The 24,470-nt window shown below is 63.3% G+C and carries 13 protein-coding genes and 2 pseudogenes; 9 read left to right on the top strand and 6 right to left on the bottom strand.

The annotated features are described in order from the left end of the window. Positions 1-15: 15 nt before the first annotated feature. From xdhB to G9C89_RS25115, 5 genes and pseudogenes are all read right to left on the bottom strand, one after another. Complete coding sequence (xdhB, locus tag G9C89_RS05715; protein ID WP_172145967.1) at positions 16-2,415, bottom strand: xanthine dehydrogenase molybdopterin binding subunit; 2,400 nt, start codon at positions 2,413-2,415, stop codon at positions 16-18. After that, the gene (gene xdhA / locus G9C89_RS05720; RefSeq protein ID WP_172145969.1) at positions 2,408-3,847 is read right to left on the bottom strand and encodes a xanthine dehydrogenase small subunit; all 1,440 of its coding nucleotides are present in this window, start codon (positions 3,845-3,847) and stop codon (positions 2,408-2,410) included. Before xdhA ends, xdhB begins: the two co-directional genes overlap by 8 nt. 476 nt (positions 3,848-4,323) lie before the next feature. Further along, positions 4,324-6,243: a S8 family peptidase gene (locus G9C89_RS05725; protein WP_172145972.1), complete on the bottom strand. Its 1,920-nt coding sequence runs from the start codon at positions 6,241-6,243 to the stop codon at positions 4,324-4,326. A 437-nt stretch (positions 6,244-6,680) separates the two neighbouring features. After that, positions 6,681-8,885, bottom strand: coding sequence for a molybdopterin oxidoreductase family protein (locus G9C89_RS25110; protein ID WP_315852795.1), 2,205 nt, complete (start codon positions 8,883-8,885; stop codon positions 6,681-6,683). A gap of 864 nt (positions 8,886-9,749) precedes the next feature. Continuing rightward, positions 9,750-10,640 (bottom strand): annotated as a pseudogene (locus G9C89_RS25115) (FAD-dependent oxidoreductase); the annotation flags it as partial. Positions 10,641-10,795: 155 nt separating this feature from the next. Here G9C89_RS25115 and G9C89_RS05735 point away from each other — a divergent pair. The 5 genes from G9C89_RS05735 to ligA all read left to right on the top strand — a co-directional run bounded on the left by G9C89_RS05735 (position 10,796) and on the right by ligA (position 20,311). Further along, positions 10,796-11,809 (top strand): AraC family transcriptional regulator, encoded by a 1,014-nt coding sequence (locus tag G9C89_RS05735; protein ID WP_172145976.1) that lies wholly within the window; start codon positions 10,796-10,798, stop codon positions 11,807-11,809. A gap of 134 nt (positions 11,810-11,943) precedes the next feature. After that, a complete protein-coding gene (locus G9C89_RS05740) occupies positions 11,944-12,609 on the top strand; it encodes a GntR family transcriptional regulator (RefSeq protein ID WP_172145978.1) in 666 nt (221 codons plus the stop codon). Positions 12,610-12,615: 6 nt separating this feature from the next. Further along, entirely contained in the window at positions 12,616-16,104 is a 3,489-nt protein-coding gene (gene smc / locus G9C89_RS05745; protein WP_172145980.1) for a chromosome segregation protein SMC, read from the top strand. A gap of 411 nt (positions 16,105-16,515) precedes the next feature. After that, complete coding sequence (zipA, locus tag G9C89_RS05750) at positions 16,516-17,343, top strand: cell division protein ZipA (RefSeq protein WP_172145982.1); 828 nt, start codon at positions 16,516-16,518, stop codon at positions 17,341-17,343. 589 nt (positions 17,344-17,932) lie between these two features. Beyond that, positions 17,933-20,311 carry an NAD-dependent DNA ligase LigA gene (ligA, locus tag G9C89_RS05755; RefSeq protein ID WP_172145985.1) on the top strand — a complete coding sequence of 793 codons (2,379 nt, stop codon included), beginning with the start codon at positions 17,933-17,935 and terminating at the stop codon, positions 20,309-20,311. Between the two features lie 225 nt (positions 20,312-20,536). Here the strand turns inward: ligA and G9C89_RS05760 are convergent, their stop codons facing one another. Beyond that, entirely contained in the window at positions 20,537-21,412 is an 876-nt protein-coding gene (locus G9C89_RS05760) for a response regulator transcription factor (RefSeq protein WP_172145988.1), read from the bottom strand. 510 nt (positions 21,413-21,922) lie between these two features. Here G9C89_RS05760 and G9C89_RS05765 point away from each other — a divergent pair. The 4 genes and pseudogenes from G9C89_RS05765 to G9C89_RS05780 form a co-directional block, all read left to right on the top strand. Then, positions 21,923-22,339, top strand: a pseudogene (locus tag G9C89_RS05765) (disulfide bond formation protein B); the annotation flags it as partial. A 7-nt stretch (positions 22,340-22,346) separates the two neighbouring features. Then, positions 22,347-22,991 carry a DsbA family protein gene (locus G9C89_RS05770; RefSeq protein WP_172145991.1) on the top strand — a complete coding sequence of 215 codons (645 nt, stop codon included), beginning with the start codon at positions 22,347-22,349 and terminating at the stop codon, positions 22,989-22,991. A 727-nt stretch (positions 22,992-23,718) separates the two neighbouring features. After that, positions 23,719-23,925: a Flp family type IVb pilin gene (locus G9C89_RS05775; protein WP_172145994.1), complete on the top strand. Its 207-nt coding sequence runs from the start codon at positions 23,719-23,721 to the stop codon at positions 23,923-23,925. An 18-nt stretch (positions 23,926-23,943) separates the two neighbouring features. After that, on the top strand, positions 23,944-24,468 hold the full coding sequence (locus G9C89_RS05780; RefSeq protein WP_172145998.1) for an A24 family peptidase: 525 nt from the start codon (positions 23,944-23,946) through the stop codon (positions 24,466-24,468). The last annotated feature ends 2 nt before the right edge of the window (positions 24,469-24,470 follow it).

The raw sequence follows: 24,470 nt of genomic DNA on the forward strand, positions 1-24,470 counted from the left end.
CCAAGGTGGTTGGCGTTACGCCGGTTCGATCTCGACTGCCGCCGCGGCCTTGGCCGTTTGCTGCAATTTCTTCATTTGCTCCACGCCCCAGAGCACCCGCTCGGGGGTGGCGGGGGCATCGATGTTCGGCTGCACTTTGTAGTCGGCCAGGCTGGCCACCGCGTCCTTGATCGCGCACCACACGGCGATGCCGAGCATGAACGGCGGCTCGCCCACGGCCTTGGAGTGGAACACCGTGTCTTCCGGATTCTTGCGGTTCTCCACCAGCTTGACCCGCAGATCCAGCGGCATGTCGGCGATGGCCGGGATCTTGTAGCTGGCCGGACCATTGGTCATCAGCTTGCCTTTGCCGTTCCACACCAGCTCTTCCATGGTCAGCCAGCCCATGCCCTGGACGAAGGCGCCTTCGACCTGGCCGGTGTCGATGGCAGGGTTCAGCGAGGCGCCGACGTCGTGCAGGATGTCGGTGCGCAGCATTTTGTATTCGCCGGTCAGGGTGTCGACTATCACCTCGGCGCAAGCCGCACCGTAGGCGAAGTAATAGAAGGGGCGGCCGGCGGCCTTGTCACGGTCGTAGAAGATCTTCGGCGTGCGGTAGAAACCGGTGGAAGACAGCGAGACCTGGGCGAAGTAGGCCTTCTGGATCACTTCCTCGAAGGACAGGAACAGCCCGCGCACGCGCACCTGGCCGTTACGGAACTCGACGTCTTCCGCGGTGACCTTGTATTCGCGTACCAGGAAATCGACCAGGCGCTGCTTGATGGTCTCGGCGGCGTTCTGCGCGGCCTTGCCGTTAAGGTCGGCACCGCTGCTTGCCGCGGTCGGCGAGGTGTTCGGCACCTTGTCGGTGTTGGTCGCGGTGATCTGGATGCGCGAGATGTCCACCTGCAGCACCTCGGCGACCACCTGGGCGACCTTGGTGTTGAGGCCCTGGCCCATCTCGGTGCCGCCGTGATTCAGGTGGATGCTGCCGTCGGTGTAGATGTGGATCAGCGCGCCGGCCTGGTTGAGGAAGGTGGCGGTGAAGCTGATGCCGAATTTAACCGGGGTCAGTGCCAGACCTTTCTTCAATACAGGGCTCTTGGCATTGAAGGCACGGATTTCCTCGCGGCGCTTGGCGTACTCGCTGCTGGCCTCCAGCTCGGCGGTCATCTCGGCGAGCATGTTGTGCTCGACGGTCTGGTGGTAATGGGTGACGTTGCGCTCGGTCTTGCCGTAGTAGTTGAGCTTGCGCACCTGCAGCGGGTCCTTGCCCAGTTTGCGCGCCACCGCGTCCATGATTTCCTCGATGGCGACCATCCCTTGCGGGCCGCCGAAGCCGCGGTAGGCGGTGTTCGACGCGGTGTTGGTCTTGCAGCGATGGCCGTTGATGGTGGCGTTGCCGAGGTAGTAGGCATTGTCGGCGTGGAACATCGCGCGGTCGACGATCGAGCCAGACAGATCCGGCGAGTAGCCGCAGTTACCGGCCAGTTCGATCTGGATGCCGTGCAGCAGGCCGTCGTCGTCGAAGCCGACGTCGTATTCGACATAGAAGGGGTGACGCTTGCCGGTGATGCTCATGTCTTCCATGCGCGGCAGGCGCATCTTGGTCGGCCGCCCGGTGAGGTGGGCGATCACTGCACAGAGGCACGCCGGGCCTGCGGCCTGGGTTTCCTTGCCGCCGAAACCGCCGCCCATGCGGCGCATGTCGATGACGATCTTGTGCATCGGCACGCCGAGCACTTCGGCCACCAATTTCTGCACTTCGGTGGCGTTCTGCGTGGAGGTGTAGACGATCATGCCGCCGTCTTCGCTGGGCATCACCGAGGAAATCTGGGTCTCCAGGTAGAAATGTTCTTGGCCGCCGATATGCAGGCTGCCTTGCAGGCGCTGCGGCGCAGTCGCCAATTCGGCAGCGGCATCGCCGATCTTGTGCTGATGGCTGTCGAGGACGAAATGCTTCTTGTGCAGCGCATCGACCACGTCCAGCACCGGCTCCAGGTCTTCGTATTCGATGATCGCCGCCATGGCCGCCTTGCGCGCGGTTTCCAGGCTGTCGGCGCCGACCGCCAGCACTACCTGGCCGACGTATTCCACCTTGCCGTCGGCCAGCAGCGGGTCGCCGGCGACCACCGGGCCGATGTCCAGCTGGCCGGGCACATCCTTGCTGGTGATGGCGATGGCCACGCCGGGAATCGCATAGCAGGGCGCGGTGTCGATACTGACAATGCGCGCATGGGCGCGGTCGCTCATGCGGGCATAGACGTGCAACTGGTTGGGGAATTCCAGGCGGTCGTCGACATACACGGCTTCGCCGGATACGTGTTTGTCCGCGCTCTCGTGCTTGACGCTGCGGCCGACGCCGGTGGTGATGTCGGCGCGGAACAGTTCGGCCAGTTCGGCCTGGGTTTTCGGTGTGTTGTGGTGGTTAGACATAGGCGGTCACCCGGGTTTCGACTTCGGGAGCTTGCAGCTCGAGGAAGAATTTACGCAGCAGGTTCTGTGCGGTGAGCAGGCGGTATTCCTTGCTGGCGCGGAAGTCGCTGAGCGGGGTGAAGTCCTCGGCCAGGGCGGCGCAGGCGCGCTCGATCACCCCCGGATACCAGGCGGCGCCGGTCAGCGCGGCTTCGCAGGCGGCGGCGCGTTTGGGAATAGCGGCCATGCCGCCGAAGGCGATGCGCGCGCTTTGCACCACGCCATCCTCGATACGCAGGTTGAAGGCGGCGCAGACCGCGGAAATGTCGTCATCCAGGCGTTTGGAGACTTTGTAGGCGCGGAACGCCTGATTATGTTGGGCGCGCGGCACCAGGATCTTCTCGATGAATTCGGCTTCCTGGCGAGCGGTCACCTTGTAGTCGAGGAAATAATCCTCGATCGCCAGGCTGCGCGTGTCGTTGCCCTTGCGCAGGACGATCTGCGCGCCGAGGGCGATCAGCAGCGGCGGGGCGTCGCCGATCGGCGAGGCGTTGCCGATATTGCCGCCGAGGGTGCCCTGGTTGCGGATCTGCAAGGAGGCGAAACGGTGCAGCAGCTCGTCGAAGTCCGGGTAGTCCTGGGCTAGGGCGGCGTAGCAATCGGACAGCGCGGTGGCGGCGCCGATCTCGATGTGCTCGGCGGTCACTTCCACGCGCTTCATCGCTTCAATATGGCCAACGTAGATCATCACCGGCAGCTCGCGGTGGAACTGGGTAACTTCCAGCGCCAGGTCGGTGCCGCCAGCGAGCAGGCGCGCCTCGGGATTGGCGGCGTAGAGGTCGGCCAGGTCGGCGACGGTCAGCGGCAGCAGGCAACGCTTGTCGCCGCTATTGAGTTCGGCGGTTTCGCGCGGGGCGATGGCCTTCAGCTGGGCCACGGTCTGTGCTTCGGCGGCATCGAATTGATCAGGTTGCTTTTGGCAGCAGGCCTGCTCGGCGGCATCGATAATCGGTCGGTAGCCGGTGCAGCGACAGAGGTTACCGGCCAGGGCTTCCAGGGTGTCGGCCTTGTCGAAGCCATTGCTGTTCTTCTGCAGGGCGAACAGCGACATGACGAAGCCCGGGGTGCAGAAGCCGCACTGCGAACCATGGCAGTCGACCATCGCCTGTTGCACGCTGTGCAGTTGGCCCTGGTGCTTGAGGTCTTCGACGCTGATCAGCTGCTTGCCGTGCAGGGCGGAGACGAAGGTCAGGCAGGAGTTCAGCGTGCGATAACGCACGCGTTCGCCATCCAGTTCGCCGACCACCACGGTGCAGGCACCGCAATCGCCGGAGGCGCAGCCTTCTTTGGTGCCAGGTTTGCCGACATGCTCGCGCAGGTACTGGAGCACGGTGACGTTGGGGTCCAGGGCATGCTCGGTGCGCAGCTCCCGGTTGAGTAAAAACTGGATCAAGGACGACCTCCAGGCACTTTATTGTTCTCGTATCAGGCTTTAGCAAAACGACATTGCAGGTGAGTGCGGCGTTTTGACGCGGCTTGGCATGGGCTAAATCTAGAGATTTCTGACTTTTCGGTCAACAAATATTTGACCTGGCAGTCAGGTGGTTGTCATGCGATTCGGTTATGAGTTCGACAAAGGCAAAGGGATATGGGTAAAGGCTAGCCGGTTTCATGCCAGCAACTCCTCTGGCGCGCGCTTTGGCGAGCTGAATCTACCGCAGGGCTGACGTAGGACGGTCCGGGCGGTTGCTTAGGAGCGCAGCGATAGTCAGCTTTGTGCCGCGCCGATGAACCCATGGTGCACTGCCTGCGGCGAGTGACACCCTACGGACCGCGGATTGCACCAGATCGAGCGGCTCGCTCGCTCGGTCGGTAGGGCGGCTTCGGAGCGAAGCGACAACCCGCCTTTATTTAACGCCGCACCGTCTATCACTTGTTGGGCTTGCCGCCGCCTTTGCCACCGCCGCCACCGTCACTCACAGCCAGTGCAGCGGACATGGCGCTCCAGGCTGACGCCTGCTCGCCATTGCGCGCGCGGACACGGTAGCTGTAGCGGCCGGTGCCCACATCGTCGGTATAGCTGCGTGTTGCGCCGCTGCTCACTGGTATGACGGTAGTCGAGGTGATTCTTCCACTCTTGTGCAGGCTGTTGCGCTCGATATCGAAACCGGTGACGTCCACGCCATCATGGCTCCAGTCCAGCTGCAGCGCCTGGTTGCCTTGCGCCAGGGTCACCAGCTGTACGCCGAGCGCCGCTGGCGCAGCGGGGATCACGGGCTCCGGCGGTGGCGCCAGGTCGCCTGTGGTCAGCGCGCCGTGCAGATTCAGCCGACCATGGCGGGTCCATTCCTGCATGTTCTGGCCCTGGGCGCCGGTCTTGTCGGCCCCGTTTTCCAGGCGCTGGCGCACCACCTGGTTGCAGGGCAGACCGTCCCACAGGCAAGTGTCTGGCTTCAGGTCCTGTTCGGATGAAAGCCCGCTGGCGTTCAGTGCCGCGTAGAGGTCCGTCCACACCAATGCCGCGCCGCCGGCCACCAGAGGCGCCGCCATCGAGGTGCCGTCCCACCAGTCGACGCAGCTGTCCACGCCGGATGCCAGGCCGCAGTGGGCATCCGGCAGAATGCCGATGATGCTCTGGCCCGGCGCGGCAAGTGACACCCAGGGATCGTTGATCTGGCTGTAGGTGGAGAAACTGGCGCGGTAATCGTTGTGGTCCGAGGCGGCCACGGCGATCACCGTCGATTCGCCGTTGGCATCGGTACAGGCGGCCGGGTACAGCCGCTGAGTGTCGCCATTGTTGCCCGCGCCGGCCACCACGACCACGCCCTGCTGATTGGCAAATAGCACGGCATCGCATTCGGCATTGGACGGAGTTGTGGGGCTGACCCCGCCATTTTCATCGATCCAGTCGCTGCCGTAGCTCATGCTGATCACGTGGTACTGGCTTCTGACCCGCGCACCGTCCGCCATGCGGTCGCTGGACGCCTCGATGATCGCGGCCGCCGAAGCCGAAACCGGGCAGAGGCCGACGAAGAACAGGTTCACGCCATCGGTCAGCAGTTCCATGTAACAGACCTTGAAGATACCCGCCGCGGTGTGCCAGCCGGCGCCGGCAATGCCCAGGCCGTTATTGGTGTTGGCGACGATTTCGGAAGCGGTGAAGGTGCCATGGCCCAGGTTGTCGCAGGCAGGCTCCGACGCGGGACAGCTATCCCAGGCCTGATTGCCGACGAAGTCGACTTTTTCCAGGCACTTGCCGTTCAGTTCCAGGGTCGCGCAGTCGGCGCCGCTGTCCAGCACCGCCACCTTGGGCGTGGCGTAACCGGCGGGATCGCTGGTGGCGAGTCCCCGGCTGATGTCCCAGGCTTCGGGCGCGTCGATATCGGCATCGGCGGTGCCGCGTGTGCTCTGCAGGCTGGCGCCGAACGGCGTGCGTTGCACGTAAGTGTGGGCTTGCCGGGTGTTATGCAGGTACCACTGTTCCTCGAAATAATTGCCGCCGCCGACGGGTGTCGGGCCGGGCTCCTCGTTGGGCACCACCAGCAGGCGGTGGTAGTCGGGCTCGGCGTAGAGCACGTTCGGATTGGCCTGGTAGGCCGCCACCTTGGCGATCACCGAGCCGGCGGCAACCCCCACGACCTGGACATCGATAGCGGCAATGCTGTCGAGCACGATTGCGGAGGCGCGCCGATGGGCTTCGGCAATCTGCGCCGCGGCCGTACCGGGTTTGAACTTGACCAATACACGGTCCGGGGCATAGCGCTCAGGAGCGGAAGGCGCAGGTTGGGCCTGAACCATGGCGGGGCAGAACACCCAGAGCAACACGAACATGAAACAGATGGGGCGCATGGAAATTGCCTCCCTGATGCACTGCAACGACAGGTAGTGATACACCGTCAACCACAGGCAATGATGCGCCGCCCAACAGGCATGAATGCACCATACGACAGACAATAACGGTCAGCTTTGAAATCAGCGTAGAAGCTTTTCCGGGGCAAGGCCGAGGCCGTTGCGTCGCCTGAGAAGCTATCCGCTGGCGACTGTTTCATCATTGTTACAGGTGCGCGCCGGGTTGTTACGTTGATAATGGCCGTTATCGTGTTCGTGACGATGACGGCCGCAGCTTTCGAGCGAGTGACAACGCCGTCAGGCCAAGGGGCAGCACCTGGGCCGGGTGCTGTGCGACTGCCTGGGCAGCGGCTGGTTGCACCAATCTGGGGCGAGCATGCCGCGGCGAAAGCTTTCCGACCAGCGGTCGCTGGGCGGGATCCTGCGGCCGATCCTCTTCAGGGGGCGATCCACGCCTCGGCCTCCTCGTAGCGCTGCAGCGTCACCGGCACCCCGTTCAGCACCGCATTGCCCGACAAGGTGTCGACCAGTTGCTCGTCGGTGATGTCGTTGATGCTGATGCCCGGATGGGCCTGGGCGATGCCGATGCGCATGCCGGGGCGGTGGTGGCCCCAGCCGTGGGGCAGGCTGACCACGCCGGGCATGATGTCCTCGGTGATCTTCACCGTCACCAGCAACTCGCCCTTGGCCGATGCCAGCCGCGCCTGGTCGCGGTTGCCCAGGCCGTGGGTGGCGGCATCCTGCGGGTGGAGGAACAGCGCGCAGCGGTCCTTGCCCTTCACCAGCCGGTAGCTGTTGTGCATCCAGGAGTTGTTGGTGCGCAGGTCGCGCCGGCCGATCAGCAGCAGGCCGGGCTTGGCCGCCTGCTCGGCGAAGCGCTGGCACAGCCGGTCGAGATCGGCCACCAGCAGCGCCGGCGCCAGGTCGATCTTCTGGTCTTTGGTGAACAGCCGGCCGGGCAGCGATGGCTGCAACGGTCCCAGGTCGAGGCCATGGGGGTGCTTTTTCAGCTGCGCCAGGGACAGGCCCTTGCGGGCGAAGGGGTTGAGCCGCTGCAGCCAGCCGCCGCCGCTGCCGTAGGGCCCCGTGCGCAAGCCCCGGTCGAGGATGCGCTGGGGCGTGAGGAACTCGCCCAGTCGCGCGTTGACTTCATATTTGAGGCGCTGCTGCAGCGGCTTGTTGGCCATCTTGCGCCGTTCGATGCGTTTGCTCAGCTCGCTGAAGATGTCCCAGTCGGAGCGGGTGCCCGGCGGGTGGGCGAACAGCGGCTCGGCGTACTTGGCCATGTTGTGCACGGAGAACAGATTGAACACCAGGTCGTACTGCTCGTGCTCGAACGGCCCGGTCGGCGGCAGGATGATATGGGCGTGGCGGGTGGTCTCGTTGAGGTAGAAGTCCACCGAGACCATGAACTCCAGCTGCTCCAGGGCCTGTTCCAGTTGTCGGCCGTTGGGCGAGGACAGCACCGGGTTGCCGGCGACGCTGACGAAGGCGCGCACCTGGCCCTTGCCGGGCACCAGCATTTCCTCGGCCAGCGCCGCGGCGGGTAGTTCGCGGCTGAATTCGGGCAGGCCGCGGACCCGGCTGCGATAGCGGTCGAAGCCGCCGCGGCCGGTGATTTTCAGCATGTCCACCGCCGGGGTGCTGAACATCATGCCGCCGGCGCTGTCGAGGTTGCCGGTGAGGATATTCAGCAGGTTGATCAGCCAGTGGTTGAGGGCGCCGAATTCCTGGGTAGAGATGCCCATGCGCCCGTAGCACACGGCCTTGTCGGCGCTGGCGTAGTCCACGGCGATGCGCTCGATGTCGGCGGCGGCGATGCCGGTCCGTTCGGCGATGCGCGCCAGCGGCATGCGCTCGAGCAGGACGCTCAGCGTCTCCCAGCCCTTGGCCAGTTCCAGCAGCCGCCCCGGCTTGCCCAGGCGGCGTTCGATGATCACCTGCAGCAGGCCGAGCAGGAACAGCGCGTCGGTGCCGGGCTGGATGAACTGGTGTTCGCTGACGTAGAGCGCGGTTTCCGTGCGCCGCGGGTCGATCAGCACGATCTTGCCGCCGCGGCCAGTGATGGCCTGCAGGCGGCCGAGCACATCCCCCGCCGACATCAGGCTGCCGTTGGAGGCCGCCGGGTTGGCGCCGAGCATCAGCATGTAGTCGGTGCGGTCGATGTCGGGGATGGTGAACAGCTGGCTGTGCCCGAACATCAGGTAGGACACCAGCTGGTGCGGCATCTGGTCGAGGCTGGAGGCGGAGAACTGGTTGCGCGTGCCGAGCGCCTGGCGGAAGCGCCCCATGCTCAGCAGGATGCCCAGGTTGTGGGCGATGGGATTGCCCGAGTAGGCCGCCAGCGCATCGTTGCCGTGGCTGGCCTGGATATCCGTCAGGCGGCTGGCGACTTCCTCCAGGGCGTCGTCCCAGGAGATCGGCAGCCACTGCTCGCCGACGCGCTTGAGCGGCGTCTTCAGGCGCTCCGGATCGTTGTGCAGGTCCTGCATGGCGTAGCCTTTGGGGCAGATATGGCCGTGGCTGTGCGGGTCGTCCGGGTCGCCGGCGATGGAGAGGATCTTGTCGCCCTGGTATTCGATCTTGATGCCGCACATGGCCTCGCACAGGGTGCAGGTGCGCAAGTGGGTCTTGACCTCGATGCCGGCAATGCTCGCGCCTTGCTCGTTGGCGGCGCTCTCTACAGAAGCCGCCGCGGCTGGCTGCGCCTGGTCGGCCTGCTGCCGCCGATCGCGGATGATCTCCAGCATATGCGCGACTTCCACCACCTTGCGCCGCGGCCGGCCCTGGGGCTCGCCCTGTTCGCGCTCGTGCGCGTCGAGCAGGGTCCAGTCGGCGAAGGAGACGAACTCGATGCCGCGCGCCTCGAGCAGCGCCAGCACATCCGGGGTCTGTCCCGGCGCCAGCGGCGCGGGCGCCTCGGCCAGGTCCGCCACCAGGCGGTCGACGGAATCCACCGCGCACTGCTTGTTGCTGCCGATCACGCCGCTGGCGCCGCGCTTGATCCAGCCCGCCGCATATTCCCTGCTGGACCCACCCTGGTCGGCGAGGACCCGGCCGTTGTCGTTGGCGATCACCCCACGGCGCTCGTCGAAGGCCACTCCGCTAATGGCTACGCCTTGATAGCCGGTGGCGTTCAGCACCAGGCCGGCGTCGAAGCGAAATTGCCGGTCGCTGGCCTGGGCGCTGACCGAACCGCGGCCGTCGTCCTGCAGGCTGTTGTGCACGCCCTGCATGGCGACGACGCGGTTGTCCTCGCCCGCGAAGCCGCTGGGCGAAGCCTTGAAGACGAAGCGGATAGCCCGGTCAGCCAGGAGTGGCCGGGCCTGGGCTTCCTGCAGCAGGGCCATATTGTGTCGGGCTTCGGTGTTCAGCGGCTCGGCCAGCTCCGCGGCGCTGACGGCGTCCAGCCGCAGGTCGTCGGCCTCCACCAGGATGTCCACGCCCGGGGTGTCCAGCAGTTGGCGCAGCTCCTTGGGAGTGAAGGCCGCCTGCACCGGTCCGCGCCGGGCGACCAGGCAGACCTCGCGGATATTGCTCTGGCGCAGGGCCTCCAGGGCATAGTCGGCGATGTCGGTGCGCTCCAGCTCCGCCACCGGCATGGCGAGGATGCGCGCGATATCCAGCGCCACGTTGCCCATGCCGATCACCACCGCAGTGTCGCCGGACAGGTCGACCTGCAGTTCGCGATAGTCCGGGTGGCCGTTGTACCAGCCGACGAAGGCCGAGGCCCCCTGGATATTGCCCAGCTCGGCGCCGGGCAGGGCCAGCGGCCGGCTGGCCGAGCCGCCGGTGGCGTAGAGCACCGCGTCGTAGTGCGCGAGCAGTTCGTCACGGCTCAGGTCGCGACCCAGTTCGACGTTGCCGAAGAAGCGCACCTTGGGCGAGCGGGCGATCTTGTCGAAACTGGCGGCCACCGACTTGATCTTCGGATGATCCGGGGCGACCCCGTAGCGCACCAGGCCGAAGGGTGTGGGCAGGCGCTCGAAGATATCCACGGTCGATCCCGGCAGCTGCCGGAGCATTTCGTCGGCGGCATAAAAGCCCGAGGGGCCGGCACCGATCACCGCCAGGCGGCGGGCCGGGCCGGCAGCGCGCGGCACCTTGGCCGTCATGCCGGCCTGGCTGTCGTCGACATCCAGGCTCTCGGTGATCGGCGGGTACTCCTTAGCCATGCGCGCGTTGAGTTCGATGTAGTCCTGCATCGGCGCCGGCACGGCGGAATCCGGGTAGATGGCGCGCACCGGGCATTCGGTCAGGCAGGCGTTGCAGTCGATGCACACCAGAGGGTCGATATAGAGCATCTGCGGGCCTTCGCGGAAGGCTTCCACCGGGCACACGTCCACACACTTGGTGTATCGGTCGCCCAAACAGCTTGCGGTTACGACGTATGCCATTTTTTACTCTCCTGCCCGTGACCTGTAGGCCGCCCCGGTAATCCCCGGGTTGCAGCATTGACTGCTGGCAATCTAGGGCCTTCGGGTTCTGCCGTCTTGACACCAGGGCACCCTGTTTGACATTTTGTGCCATACCCTGGAAATCCGGAATCCGCATGTCGAAGGACGTCTATATCTCCTGCGCCCTGGCCGAAACCCTGCGCGACTACATCGACAAGAACCAGTTGACCGCACCCGACGTGCTCGAGGCCCTCGCGCCTTACTCCAGTAGTCAGCGCATGCCGATCCTGCCGTTCTGGGGCGCGCTGGAGCGGCTGCAGGCCCTGCACCCGGTGCCGGCGCTGGGCCTGCGTATCGGTCGCTGCGCCAAACCACAGCATTTTGGCGTGGTCGGTTATCTGGCTGCGTCCTGCAGCGGCCTGGGCCAGGCGCTGATGCGCTACCGGCGCTTCCAGACCCTGCTGGTGAGCGATCTCGATATCCAGGTGAGTCGGCGGGGCGAGGTTATCCGCTACAGCTGGGGGGACGGCGAGCATCACACCACGCCACTGGCCAGCGAGTTCGGGGTGGCGGCCTTCGTCAACCTGTACCAGGCGCTGATCGGCCAGGCCATTGCGCCAAGCGCCATCGAAATTCCCTATGCGCGGCCAGCCGAGCCCGCCATCTATGAAGCGCTGATGGGCTGTCCGGTGCGTTTCGAGGCGCGCTGTCACGCCCTGGAGATACCCGCCAGCCTGCTGGCCATGCACATCACCAGCAGCGACCCCTATATGCGCGGCCTGTTCGACCAGCAGGCCCAGGCCATGCTGGCGCAACAGCCCGGGCCCGATCAGTTCATCGAGCAATTGCAGCAGCACCTGATGGTCGCGCTGCAGGAGGGCGAGCCTTCCGCGGCCACCCTGGCCGGCCGCATGAACTGTTCCCTGCGCTCGTTCTATCGGCAGTTGGCGCTGCATGGCTTGCGTTACCGCACCTTGCTCGGCGATGTGCGCTTCAAGCTGGCGCGCATGTACCTCGCCGATCCCCGCCTGTCGCTGGCGGAGATTGCCCTGTTGCTGGGCTATTCCGAGCAGAGCGCCTTTACCCGCGCCTTCCGCGCCTGGAGCGGCAGCACCCCGCAGGGCCACCGGCGCCACTTGCAATCAGCGTCCTCCGCTGCCTCGCCCTGACCCGGCCGCCAGCCCCTTGGCCCGCTAACGCCCTGTGTTACACTCGCCGCTGATTTTTTGCCCCGCGCCAGCCCTGGCGGGGGCCGCAGCCCAGTCCGCCCGCCCCGATAGATCAGTAGAGTCGAAGGATAATCATGACGTTGCCGGCGCCGGACAGCCTCTCGGAACAGATCGCTCATCACCTCGCGGAACGCATCATTCGTGGTGAATTGAAGGCGCGTGAGCGTATTCAGGAACAGAAAGTCACCCAGGCGCTCAATGTCAGCCGTGGTTCGGTGCGCGAGGCGCTGCTGATCCTTGAGCGTCGCCACCTGATCGTGATCCTGCCGCGCCGCGGCGCTCAGGTGACCGAACTGACCCCGCACAACGTCAAGAGCCTCTACGACCTGGTCATCGAGCTGTACATCCTGCTGGCGCGGGCGGTGGCCGACGGTTGGCGGGTCGAGGCCGATCTGGCACCGTTTCGGGTCATCCAGCAGCGTCTGTTCGGCAGTCTGCAGCACGAAGACATCAATGCGTTCGTCGAGGACAGTTTCAACATCATGCGCGCGGCCTATCCATTCTCGAACAACCCCTACCTGCAGGAAACCGTCGAGAACCTGTTGCCGGCGATCAGCCGTACCTATCATCTGGCGCTGGAACGGCGCAAAAGCGAGATGGGCCAGTTCCTCAACGCCTTCGGCGAGTTGCTCCAGGCGATCATCGCCCGCGATCACCCGCGCGCCCGTGAAGTGCTGCTGGCCTATGGCGCGCACAACTGCCAACTGGTCCTGGCAAGCCTGGACGAGCGCCAAGGATGACTGCACATGCGGCTTAAATGCATCAAGCTGGCCGGCTTCAAGTCCTTCGTCGACCCGACCACGGTGAGCTTTCCGAGCAACATGGCGGCGGTGGTCGGGCCCAACGGTTGCGGCAAGTCCAACATCATCGACGCCGTACGCTGGGTAATGGGCGAAAGTTCGGCGAAGAACCTCCGCGGCGAGTCGATGACCGACGTCATCTTCAACGGCTCCAACACGCGCAAGCCGGTGACCCAGGCGTCCATCGAACTGATCTTCGACAACTCCGATGGCACCCTGACCGGCGAGTACGCCGGCTACAACGAAATCTCCATCCGCCGCCGGGTGACCCGCGACAGCCAGAACAGCTATTTCCTCAACGGCACCAAGTGCCGCCGGCGCGACATCACCGACATCTTCCTCGGCACCGGCCTGGGCCCGCGCAGCTACTCGATCATCGAGCAGGGCATGATCAGCAAGCTGATCGAGGCCAAGCCCGAGGATCTGCGCAACTTCATCGAGGAAGCCGCCGGCATCTCCAAGTACAAGGAGCGCCGCCGCGAGACCGAGAACCGCATCCGCCGCACCCACGAGAACCTGGCGCGCCTGAGTGATCTGCGTGAAGAATTGGAACGCCAGTTGGAGCGCCTGCAGCGCCAGGCCCAGGCGGCGGAGAAATACCAGGAATACAAGGCCGAAGAGCGCCAACTCAAGGCTCAGCTGACGGCCCTGCGCTGGCAGGCGCTGAACGAGCAGGTCGGCCAGCGCGAGGCGGTGATCGGCAATCAGGAAGTCAGCTTCGAGGCGCTGGTCGCCGAGCAGCGCAATGCCGATGCCAGCATCGAGCGCCTGCGCGATGGCCATCATGAACTGAGCGAGCGCTTCAACCTGGTACAGGGGCGCTTCTATTCGGTCGGCGGCGATATCGCCCGGGTCGAGCAGAGCATCCAGCACGGCCAGCAGCGTTTGCGCCAATTGCAGGACGACCTGCGCGAGTCGGAACGCGCGCGCCTGGAAACCGAATCGCACCTGGGCCACGACCGCACCCTGCTGGCGACCCTCGGCGAAGAGCTGGCCATGCTCGAACCCGAACAGGAGCTGACCGCCGCCGCTGCCGAAGAGGCTGCAGTCGCGCTGGAACAATCCGAAAGCGCCATGCATGGCTGGCAGGAGCAGTGGGACGCGTTCAATCAGCGTTCGGCCGAGCCGCGCCGCCAGGCCGAGGTGGAGCAATCGCGCATTCAGCAACTGGAGCAGAGCCTGGAGCGTCTGGCCGAGCGCCAACGCCGCCTGGCGGACGAGCTGCAGCAACTGGCCGCCGATCCGGAAGACGCCGCCATTGTCGACCTTGGCGAGCAGATCGCCGCCAGCGAACTGAGCCTGGAAGACCTGCAACTCGCCGAAGAACAGCAAGCCGAGCGCCTGCAACAACTGCGCAACGACCTGCAGCAAGCCGGCCAGGCCCAGCAACAGGCGCAAGGCGAACTGCAACGGCTGAACGGCCGCCTGGCCTCGCTGGAAGCCCTGCAGCAGGCGGCGCTCGATCCTGGCAAGGGCGCCGGTGACTGGCTGTGCGAGCAGCAACTCAGCGAGCGCCCGCGCCTGGCCGAAGGGCTGCGGGTCGAGGCCGGCTGGGAGTTGGCGGTGGAAACCGTGCTCGGCGCCGACCTGCAGGCGGTGCTGCTGGACGATTTCAATGGCCTGGACTTCGCCAGCCTGGCCCAGGGTGACCTGCGCCTGGCCAGCCCGGATCGGGGCGGCGTGCGGGTCGCCGGCAGCCTGCTGGACAAGGTCGAGGCCAGCGTCGACCTGGCGCCCTGGCTGGCCAGGGTCAAGCCGGTGGCCAGCTTGGACGATGCCTTGGCGGCGCGCACCAGCCTGGGTGAAGGCGAAAGCCTGATCAGCCGCGACGGTTACTGGGTTGGCCGGCATTTTCTCCGTGTGCGCCGTGCCAGCGAAGCGGAAAGCGGCGTGCTGGCGCGTGGTCAGGAGCTCGAACGCCTGGAGCTGGAGCGCGAAGAACGCGAAGCGGCGCTGGCGCTGCTCGAGGAGCGCTTGCTGCACTTGCGTGAAAGCCAGGGGCAGCAGGAGGAGGTGCGCGAACAGCAGCGCCGCCAGTTGCAGGACCGCGCCCGTACTTTAGGTGAATTGAAAGCGCAGCTGTCGGCCGGGCAAGCCAAGCTCGAGCAACTGACCCTGCGCCGTCGTCGCCTCGACAGCGAGCTGCTGGAATTGGCCGAACAGCGCGAGATCGAGCACGAGCAACTGGGCGAATCACGCCTGCAGCTGCAAGACGCCCTGGACGCCATGGCCAGCGACAATCAACAGCGCGAAGGCTTGCTGGCCAGCCGCGATGCCCTGCGTGAAAAACTCGACCGGGTGCGTCAGGACGCCCGTCAGCACAAGGATCACGCCCACCAGCTGGCCGTGCGCCTGGGCTCGCTCAAGGCCCAGCATGATTCCACCCGCCAGGCGCTGGAGCGTCTCGAAGCGCAGGCCGAGCGCCTGCACGAGAAGCGCGAACAGCTCAGTCTCAATCTGGAAGAGGGCGAAGCGCCGCTGGAAGAGCTGCGCCTGAAACTCGAAGAGCTGCTCGACAAGCGCATGGCCGTCGATGACGAACTCAGACTGGCGCGTCTGGCCCTGGAAGATGCCGACCGTGAACTGCGCGATGCGGAGAAGCGCCGCACCCAGGCCGAGCAGCAATCCCAGCTGTTGCGTGGCCAGCTGGAACAGCAGCGCATGGAGTGGCAAGCGCTGACGGTACGGCGCAAGGCCCTGCAGGATCAGCTGCTGGAAGACAACTACGACCTGCACGGCGTGCTCGCGAGCTTGCCCGGCGAGGCCAACGAGAAAGCCTGGGAAGAGGAGCTGGAGCGCCTGGCCGCGCGGATCCAGCGGCTCGGCCCGATCAACCTGGCGGCCATCGACGAATACCAGCAGCAATCCGAGCGCAAACGCTATCTGGATGCACAGAACGCCGACCTGGTCGAGGCGCTGGATACCCTGGAAAACGTCATCCGCAAGATCGACAAGGAAACCCGCAACCGCTTCAAGGAGACCTTCGATCAGATCAACGGCGGTTTACAGGCCTTGTTTCCCAAGGTTTTCGGCGGCGGCAACGCTTATTTGGAACTCACCGGCGAAGATCTACTCGATACAGGGGTAACCATCATGGCGCGCCCGCCGGGCAAGAAGAACAGCACCATCCATCTGCTCTCGGGCGGTGAGAAGGCGCTGACCGCGCTGGCCCTGGTGTTCGCCATCTTTCAGCTCAACCCGGCGCCGTTCTGCATGCTCGACGAGGTCGACGCGCCGCTGGACGACGCCAACGTCGGGCGTTATGCCCGCTTGGTCAAGGAAATGTCGGAAAAAGTGCAGTTCATCTATATCACCCACAACAAGATCGCCATGGAAATGGCCGATCAACTGATGGGCGTGACCATGCATGAACCGGGTTGCTCGCGGCTGGTGGCCGTGGATGTGGAAGAGGCGCTGGCGATGGTGGAAGCGTGAGGCCGCTGTTCGTCGCTCGCTGTCGCGCAGCAGACCGGGGTACTCAAGGATCAAGACCGTAGGATGGGTCGGGCCGCGTAGGTGGGGCCGCGTAGGTTAGGCGCCCGCAGATTGACCTGCTGTCAGCAAAACAAGCGCGGCGTAACCCATCATCGATATTCGTCCTGCCCGCGGGGACAGGCATAAACCGCCCGACCACTCCGTTTTGCAACTGCCAGGAGGAGACATAGCGTTTTAACGGCCTGTTGGCTGTGTAAAGTTACCTTTCGTCGTGCTAGCTTATCGTCCAACTTTTGTTACACGTGGGAAACGCCCGTCAGAACATGGAGTTGGCGCCACGGTTTACAGTTGACGTAGTAGGGGCAGGACGCCTTTTTTCATAAAATTTTCAATCAGGGGTCAAGGTATTTCATGGAATTCGGTCTGCGCGAATGGCTGATAGTCATCGGCATTATTGTGATCGCCGGCATCTTGTTCGATGGTTGGCGGCGCATGCGCGGTGGCAAGGGTAAATTGAAGTTCAAACTCGATCGCAGTTTTGCCGATCTGCCGGAAGTCGATGGCGACCCAGGCTTGCTCAGCCCGCCACGGGTTATCGATCGCCACCAGGAACCGTCGCTGGACGAACACGATCTGCCTTCGATGAGCGCCCGCGAGTTGAACCGTCGCCGCGGTGGTGAGCCACAACAGGGTGACCTCAATCTGGGCCTGGACGAGCCGGTGCCGACGCTGCTCAATCCGGTGGATGAAGGCACAGCCGAATCGCGCAAGGACAAGGCGCACAACGCTGGCAAAGAGCTGCCACCAGTCGAAGAAGTGCTGGTGATCAATGTGGTTGCCCGCGACGACGACGGCTTCAAGGGCCCGGCGTTGCTGCAGAACATTCTGGAAAGTGGCCTGCGTTTCGGCGAGATGGACATTTTCCATCGCCACGAAAGCATGGCCGGTAACGGCGAAGTGCTGTTCTCCATGGCCAACGCGCTCAAGCCGGGCACTTTCGACCTCGACGATATAGAAGGCTTCAACACCCGCGCAGTGAGTTTTTTCCTCGGCCTGCCGGGGCCGCGCCATCCCAAACAGGCGTTCGACGTGATGGTCGCTGCCGCGCGCAAACTGGCCCACGAACTCAACGGCGAGCTCAAGGACGACCAGCGCAGCGTGATGACCGCGCAAACCATCGAGCATTACCGCCAGCGGATCGTCGAATATGAGCGCAAGCAGTTGACCAGCAAGCGCTAAACCGGCTGCAAACGACAAGCCCCAAACTACAAGCCGCGCGCTTGGTTTGGGGCTTTGCTTTTTCTGCAGTCCGCTATCGCCCCGAGGTCGGGCCTCCTACAGGGGAATGCGGTGTCTGCTGCTCTTTGTAGGAGGGCCCGGGCGGCGTTCCGTGACCCGGCGCGATGCCGTTGCTTGTTGAGCGGACTGCGTCCGCTATCGCCCCGAGGTCGGGCCTCCTACAGGGGATCGCGCTGCCTGCTGCTCTTGTAGGAGGGTCTGGGCGGCGTTCCGTGACCTGGCGCGATGCTGTTGCTTGTTGAGCGAACGCGTCTGCTATCGCCGCGAGGTCGGGCCTCCTACAGGGGAATGCGCTGCCTGCTGCTCTTGTAGGAGGGCCGCCCCGGCGCGATGCTTTGGCTTTTGGCTCTCGCTTACCAAAACTCTATTCAGCGGCAGCAGCCTTGCGCCCACATAGCCAAGGCAGGCCCGCCTGCAAACGGCTAGAATCCTGCGCCTGAATATCAACCAAAGGTTGAACTGGACGCCAGGGCCGGAAATACCCGGCAGCCGCCTCCAGCTTCACGCCTGCAGCTACGGCTTGTGAATTATGTCCGTCACCCAAATCGCCGCCGAACGCATCGCCCAGTTGCGCAGCGAGCTCGATGCACACAACTACCGCTATTACGTACTCGACGAGCCGAGCGTGCCAGACGCCGAGTACGACCGTCTGTTCAACGAACTCAAGGCGCTGGAGACCGAGTATCCGCAACTGGTAACGGCGGATTCGCCGACCCAGCGTGTCGGCGGTAGTGCCTTGAGCGCCTTTGGCGAGGTCAGGCATGAAGTGCCGATGCTCAGCCTCGGCAACGCTTTCGAGGAGGCCGATCTGCTCGACTTCGACCGCCGCGTCCGCGAGGGCCTGGACCTGCCGTCCGGCGACCTGTTCGGCGGCGGCGCCGAGGTGGAATACAGCTGTGAGCCCAAGCTCGACGGCCTGGCCGTCAGCCTGCTGTATCGCGATGGCCTGCTGGTGCGCGGCGCCACCCGTGGCGACGGCAGTACCGGCGAGGACATCAGCGTCAATGTACGGACCATCCGCAATATTCCGCTCAAGCTGCAGGGCAGCGGCTGGCCGTCGGTGCTGGAAGTGCGCGGCGAAGTGTTCATCTCCCGGGCCGGTTTCGAGGCGTTGAATACCCGGCAACTGGAAAATGGTGGCAAACCCTTCGCCAACCCGCGCAACGCCGCGGCCGGCAGCCTGCGCCAGCTCGACCCGAAGATCACCGCCAGTCGTCCCTTGCAGTTATGCAGCTATGGCATCGGCCAGGTCCAGGGCGAGTTGCCGGACACCCATATCGGCATCCTCGAAGCGCTCAAGGGCTGGGGCCTGCCGATCAGCAACGAGCTGAAACTGGCCAAGGGCGTGCAGGCGTGTCTGGCCTATTACCGCGCCATCGGCGAGAAGCGCGACGCGTTGCCTTATGAAATCGACGGCGTGGTGTTCAAGGTCAATAACCTGGCCTATCAGCGCGAACTCGGCTTTCGTGCGCGTGAGCCGCGTTGGGCCATCGCCCACAAGTTCCCGGCGATGGAGGAGCTGACCGAGTTGCTGGATGTCGAGTTCCAGGTCGGTCGTACCGGCGCCGTCACCCCGGTGGCGCGCTTGAAGCCGGTCAAGGTGGCGGGCGTCACGGTATCCAATGCGACCCTGCACAACATGGACGAAGTGGCGCGGCTGGGGCTGATGATCGGCGATACGGTGATCATCCGCCGCGCCGGCGACGTGATTCCGCAGGTCGTGCAGGTGGTGGCCGAGCGGCGCCCGGCCGATGCGCGAGCGGTGCAGATCCCCGAGCGCTGCCCGGTATGCGGCTCCCACGTTGAACGCACCCAGCTGGTCAAGCGCAGCAAGGGCAAGGAGTCGTTCAGCGCCGGCTCGATCTACCGCTGCGTCGGCCGACTGGCCTGCGCGGCCCAGCTCAAGCAGGCAATCATCCATTTCGTCTCGCGTCGCGCCATGGATATCGAAGGGCTGGGCGAGAAGAGCGTCGAGCAACTGGTCGACGAAGGCCTGGTCAGCTCGCCGGCCGACCTCTACACCCTCAAGTTCGAGCAGATCGTCGGCCTGGACGGGTTTGCCGAGCTGTCGAGCAACAACCTCCTGGCAGCCATCGCCGCCAGCCGCAAACCGAGCCTGGCGCGTTTCATCTATGCCCTCGGCATCCCCGATGTCGGCGAGGAAACCGCCAAGGTGCTGGCCCGCGCGCTGGCTTCGCTGCGGCGCATCGAGCAGGCGCTGCCGGAAGTGCTGACCTACCTGCCGGATGTCGGTCTGGAAGTCGCCTATGAAATTCACAGCTTTTTCCGCGACGCGCACAACCGCAAGGTAATCGACCAGTTGCTCGAGCGCGGCATCGAGCTGCAGGAGGAGGGCGAGGTGCATCCGGAGTTCGCGGGCTGCGCGACGCTGGCGGGCTTGCTCGACAAACTGAATATCGCCGGTATCGCCGTCACCGGGGCGAAGAATCTGGCGGACGAGGCCGGCAGTCTCGAACGGGTGATCGAGCTCAGCCAGGACTGGCTGGAACTGAGCGTGATGAAGGGCCTTAACGAGAAGGGCAAGCAGGCGCTGCGCGAGTTCTTCGCCAATCCCGTCAATGTCGAACATGCCCGTGCCATCGAGGCGCAGTTGCGCGAGTTCGGCATGCATTGGCAGAGTGAGAAGAAAGCCGTCGAAGGCTTGCCCCTGGCCGGTCAGACCTGGGTGCTGACCGGCAGCCTGGAAGTCATGAGCCGCGATATAGCCAAGGACAAACTGGAAAGCCTGGGCGCCAAGGTGGCCGGTTCGGTATCGGCCAAGACCACCTGCGTAGTCGCCGGGCCGGGCGCCGGCTCGAAGCTGGCCAAGGCCAGCGAGCTGGGCGTGCGGGTGCTGGACGAAGCGCAGTTCGTCGCGCTGATGGCGGATTACGGCGTGGCGGTGTGAGGGCCTGACATACTGGCGGACTGTTCGCTTCGGAGTGGTTGCCGCTGCGCTCCGCGCTACCCAGTTCCCGTAGCCCGTATATGGACTCCGGGGGGCTTTGCGGCGATCTTCCCGGATTGCCTCCAGGGATTGTGTAGGGTGGATGACGCCTTTTTCATCCACCATCGCAGCTGGTGGATGGGTGAAGCGTCATCCACCCTACGAGGTCGCAGGTCTTGGGGCGGCTCAGCAGATCAACTCAATTTCCCGGTGAGAGGGCTGCTCGATGATCGGAAGTTCAAGGCAGACCTGCTCAGGGCTTGGTTCTTTATGACGGTAATCACTGGGGCTGCAGCCGAAATGCAGTTTGAAGGTTCGCGCGAAATAGGAGGGATCCAGGAACCCTACGGCGTAGGCGATGCTGGTGATCGGCATCTCGCTGTTATTCAGTAGCTCCCCGGCTTTTTCCATGCGTTTGCGCTGGACGAATTCGAGAAAACCTACCCCATAAGTCTGTTTGAACAGTCGGCTAAAGCGAAAAGGCGTCATGCCGCAGCGCTTGGCCAGTTCCTTTTGTTCGATGTGTTCCTTGAAGTGCAGATCGATGTACAGGATGGCATCTTGCAGGGGGCGTTGCTTCTGGTGATCGGCGGTGAGCCGTACGCTTTCCGGCAAGTCGTTGATGCGTGTCAGTAGTTTTTTCTGTTTTGGTATTTCGCTGTCGCGGCGCAGGCTGCAAAGCTCTCGCAGCGCCTTGAGGTAGCGATTGCGCTCTGCTTGTACCAGCGGTAACACCAGATAATCCCAGACGCCAGAGCGGAAAGCCCAGACCGCCAGCTCCTCCGAATGGTGCATGGTCAGCATGGTGATCGGGATAGAGGGCGCCGCACGCTTGACCTCGATCAGCAGGTTGAGACTCAGGGTGTCCGGGCGATCGTAATGCATACAGATCATGTCCGGGCGCTGGTGTGCGTTCATCCCTGCAACACTCAGGTCGCGCACCAAATTGATTTGGCACGCGCTGGTGAACGCAACCGTGCAGTCCGGAGCCGATTGATCGTGCGTCAGGTCGAACCACAGCAGCCGCGGAGCGGTGAGAGCATGTGTATTCATATGCGCCATGAAGCAGTTCGTTAGCAGAAATTTCTTATGTGTTACACGCAGCATCAAGTGCATCGTGCAGTTAACACTTAGAATTAGAACGCCATCGGCGCAAAGATCAAATCTTCATAAATGTTAGAGCGAAGTGTTTTAACTGCTCCAGTTCGGTAACGCTTGTGAGACCGCTGGCCTATGTTCCAAGCGCTTATTTTTTCGGAAGAAACATGGGTCACGACGAGTGTTCAGTTTGATTCACGGGTAGATACATGGCGCATGTGAGCAGCATTTCGGCTTGTTGCAGTATGTGAACACCTCGCCCGCGACGAGGGCTGGAACAGTACATCCAGACGAACGGCAGCGCCGCCTTGTATCAAAAACCCGAATCCAGTGGTGTGCCGTTAGCCAAACCCCGGATGAGCTAAGCTTGCCGGTGACCTTTGAAGCAGTTCCCCTGCATCACCATGAATGCCTGATAGGGCCTGAGTAAATCGAATTGCAGTGGATGGAAAATACTCCGTGAATGAAATCAGTATTGCTTCTCGGGCACACGGCCTATGGGGACTGTTGCTTCTGGCGTGGGCTATCGCGCTTCTCTCAACGCTTGGCGCGCTGTTTATCGGTGAGGTGATGGGTCAAGCGCCTTGTGTCCTCTGCTGGTTTCAACGCGTATTCATGTTTCCGCTAGCAGTGGTGCTGGCGGTGGCTTGCTACCTTTCGGATTTTGGTGTCTGGCGCTATGCACTGCCTCTTGCCGTTTCGGGTTGGCTCATTGCCCTCCGGCATAGTTTTCTTTACGCGGGAGTGATTCCGCAAAGCATCGAACCCTGCGGGGCAGGGCCATCCTGTTCCAGCGCCGACATGACCATTCTCGGTGGTATTCCACTGCCTCTGCTCTCGCTGAGCGCATTCACTCTAATCATCGCTATTCTTTTCTTGATTCGCCGGAGACCCGCCCATGAGAAGACGCATCGTTGTGCTCGGCATCAGCATCATCACTGCATTTGGCTTTGCTGCTGCAATTGTCTATCAGCAATTTTCTGCGGAGGGGGAAAGTGTTCTTCCTCCACCGGACCCCAATGCACTTGTTCGTGCTCACTCGCCAGTCATTGGCCCCGCGAATGCTCCAGTGACCATTGTCGAGTTCTTCGACCCGTCCTGTGGGGCATGCCGCGCCTTGCACCCAATCGTCAAGCAGATCATGGCGAAACACTTGGGGGATGTACGTTTGGTAATCCGCTATGTGCTGTTCCACAAGGCTTCTGACGAAACGGCAAGAATTCTTGAAGCTGCGCATGGGCAGGGACTTTTCGAGCCGGTGCTGGAGGCGATTCTAGAGGCTCAAGCAGAATGGCATGCTGACCCGAAAGCCCAGAAGGCTTGGGAAGCTGCCGGCGCTGCGGGTTTGAATGTGGAGAAAGCCCGTCAGGCGAGTAGGTCGCCTGAAGTTGACGCGGTGCTAAGCAAGGACATGGCCGATGTGAAAACTATTGGGGTACGTAGGACGCCCACGTTATTCGTCAATGGGAAGCCCCTCACGAAGCTCGGAGCAGAGCCGCTTCAGGAGCTTGTACAAAGCGAAATAGATCGAGCGGCGCAATAGAACGACACACTCGGGAATGTTTCACTGCCTCCTTCAAGTCCGGGGGAGTGGCCGGTTCAGAGAGAGTACTGTTTTATTCAAAAGTCCATTGTGGACTCCTTTTTAGCCGTCTTTGGGCGGCTCTGTTTTTGTGTCCATTCAACTACATTCGCCGATGTTTGCCAGGTACTTGCCAGGCCGTCCAGGGTGTCTTCGGGCAGTTGGCTTTCGAACTGCAGACGGCGGCCAATAACCGCACACATTTGGCGAATTCCCGGCCCCGTCTTCCGACAGGCTCAGCCGCGCGGAGCGTAGGAGCGATCAAGATGGCCGCGTCAGTGTGTTTATCCACGGCAATCGACGGCGCCTGCCGGATACTTTCGCGGACGGTCTACTCCCACAGGGGGGCGAGCTCATTCTCGTAGCCCGGATGCAATCCGGGACAATCGCGAGAGAGCCGCCGGACTGCATCCGTATGTGGACTAGGAGGGTCGAATTGCGTGGCCCCACCTGTGCGGCCCGACCCCTACACAGGTTGCGGATTCTAATCCACGAGCCCGGCAGGCGGGCCGCCAAATCTGGCGCCTGCAAAAAACTACCAGTGATGTGCAAAAACCTCCTAACCCATCTGTTGGCCGGCAACTAGGGTTGAAGCAGGCGAAGCACCTACAGGGAGTTCATACAGGGAGAACACCGCGACGCCTTCGCAGTCCTTCGCAGTAATGAAAACTCGAGTGAGGTGAACGACATGCTTATTCAAGCAATCAAGACTTCGGTGATGAAGTTCGTTAAAGACGAAGACGGCCTGACCATCGTGGAGTACGCGGTGGCGGGTGGGCTGGTAACGCTGGGCGCTGTTTTCGCGTTTACAACGTTGGGTGGTACCGTGTGCGGCGCGATAACTTCCCTGGAATCGGCAATCAGGGGCGTCCCACTAGCCATTGCTCCCTGCTAATAAGAAGGTGATGCAGCGATGTCCATGGAGCAGATGTTCCCCGTCATTTTGCTACTAGGGCTGCTTGGTGTTGCGGTGGCGAGCGATCTTCGCCGCCACCGCATTCCCAACTTCCTGGTCGTGCTGGGCCTCGTCCTGGGGCTGGCCGGTCAGGCTTATTCCGGCGGGATCAGTGGTTTGGGCGATGGCGCGCTGGGTATGTTGATCGGCTTCGGGGTTTTCCTGCCCCTCTACGCCTTGGGCGGCATGGCCGCCGGCGACGTCAAGCTGATGGCCATGGTTGGCAGTTTTCTGACCCCGCATTTTGCCTTATGGACAGCTTTTTTCAGCCTGATTGCCGGTGGCCTGTGCGGCTTGCTGCTGGTGCTGGCACGCGGTCAGGTGCAGCAAACCCTGGGGCGTTACTGGCTGATGTTGAGAGAGCGGGCCTATTTGGCGCCTGCGGCGGATGAAGTGGCCGGCAAGCCCTTTCCTTATTCGGTAGCGATACTGCTGGGCACCCTGGCCAGCGGCTATTTCATGTTTACCAGTGCGGGAGTCTAGCC

Source organism: Pseudomonas tumuqii (assembly GCF_013184545.1).
Taxonomy (GTDB): Bacteria; Pseudomonadota; Gammaproteobacteria; order Pseudomonadales; family Pseudomonadaceae; genus Aquipseudomonas; species Aquipseudomonas tumuqii.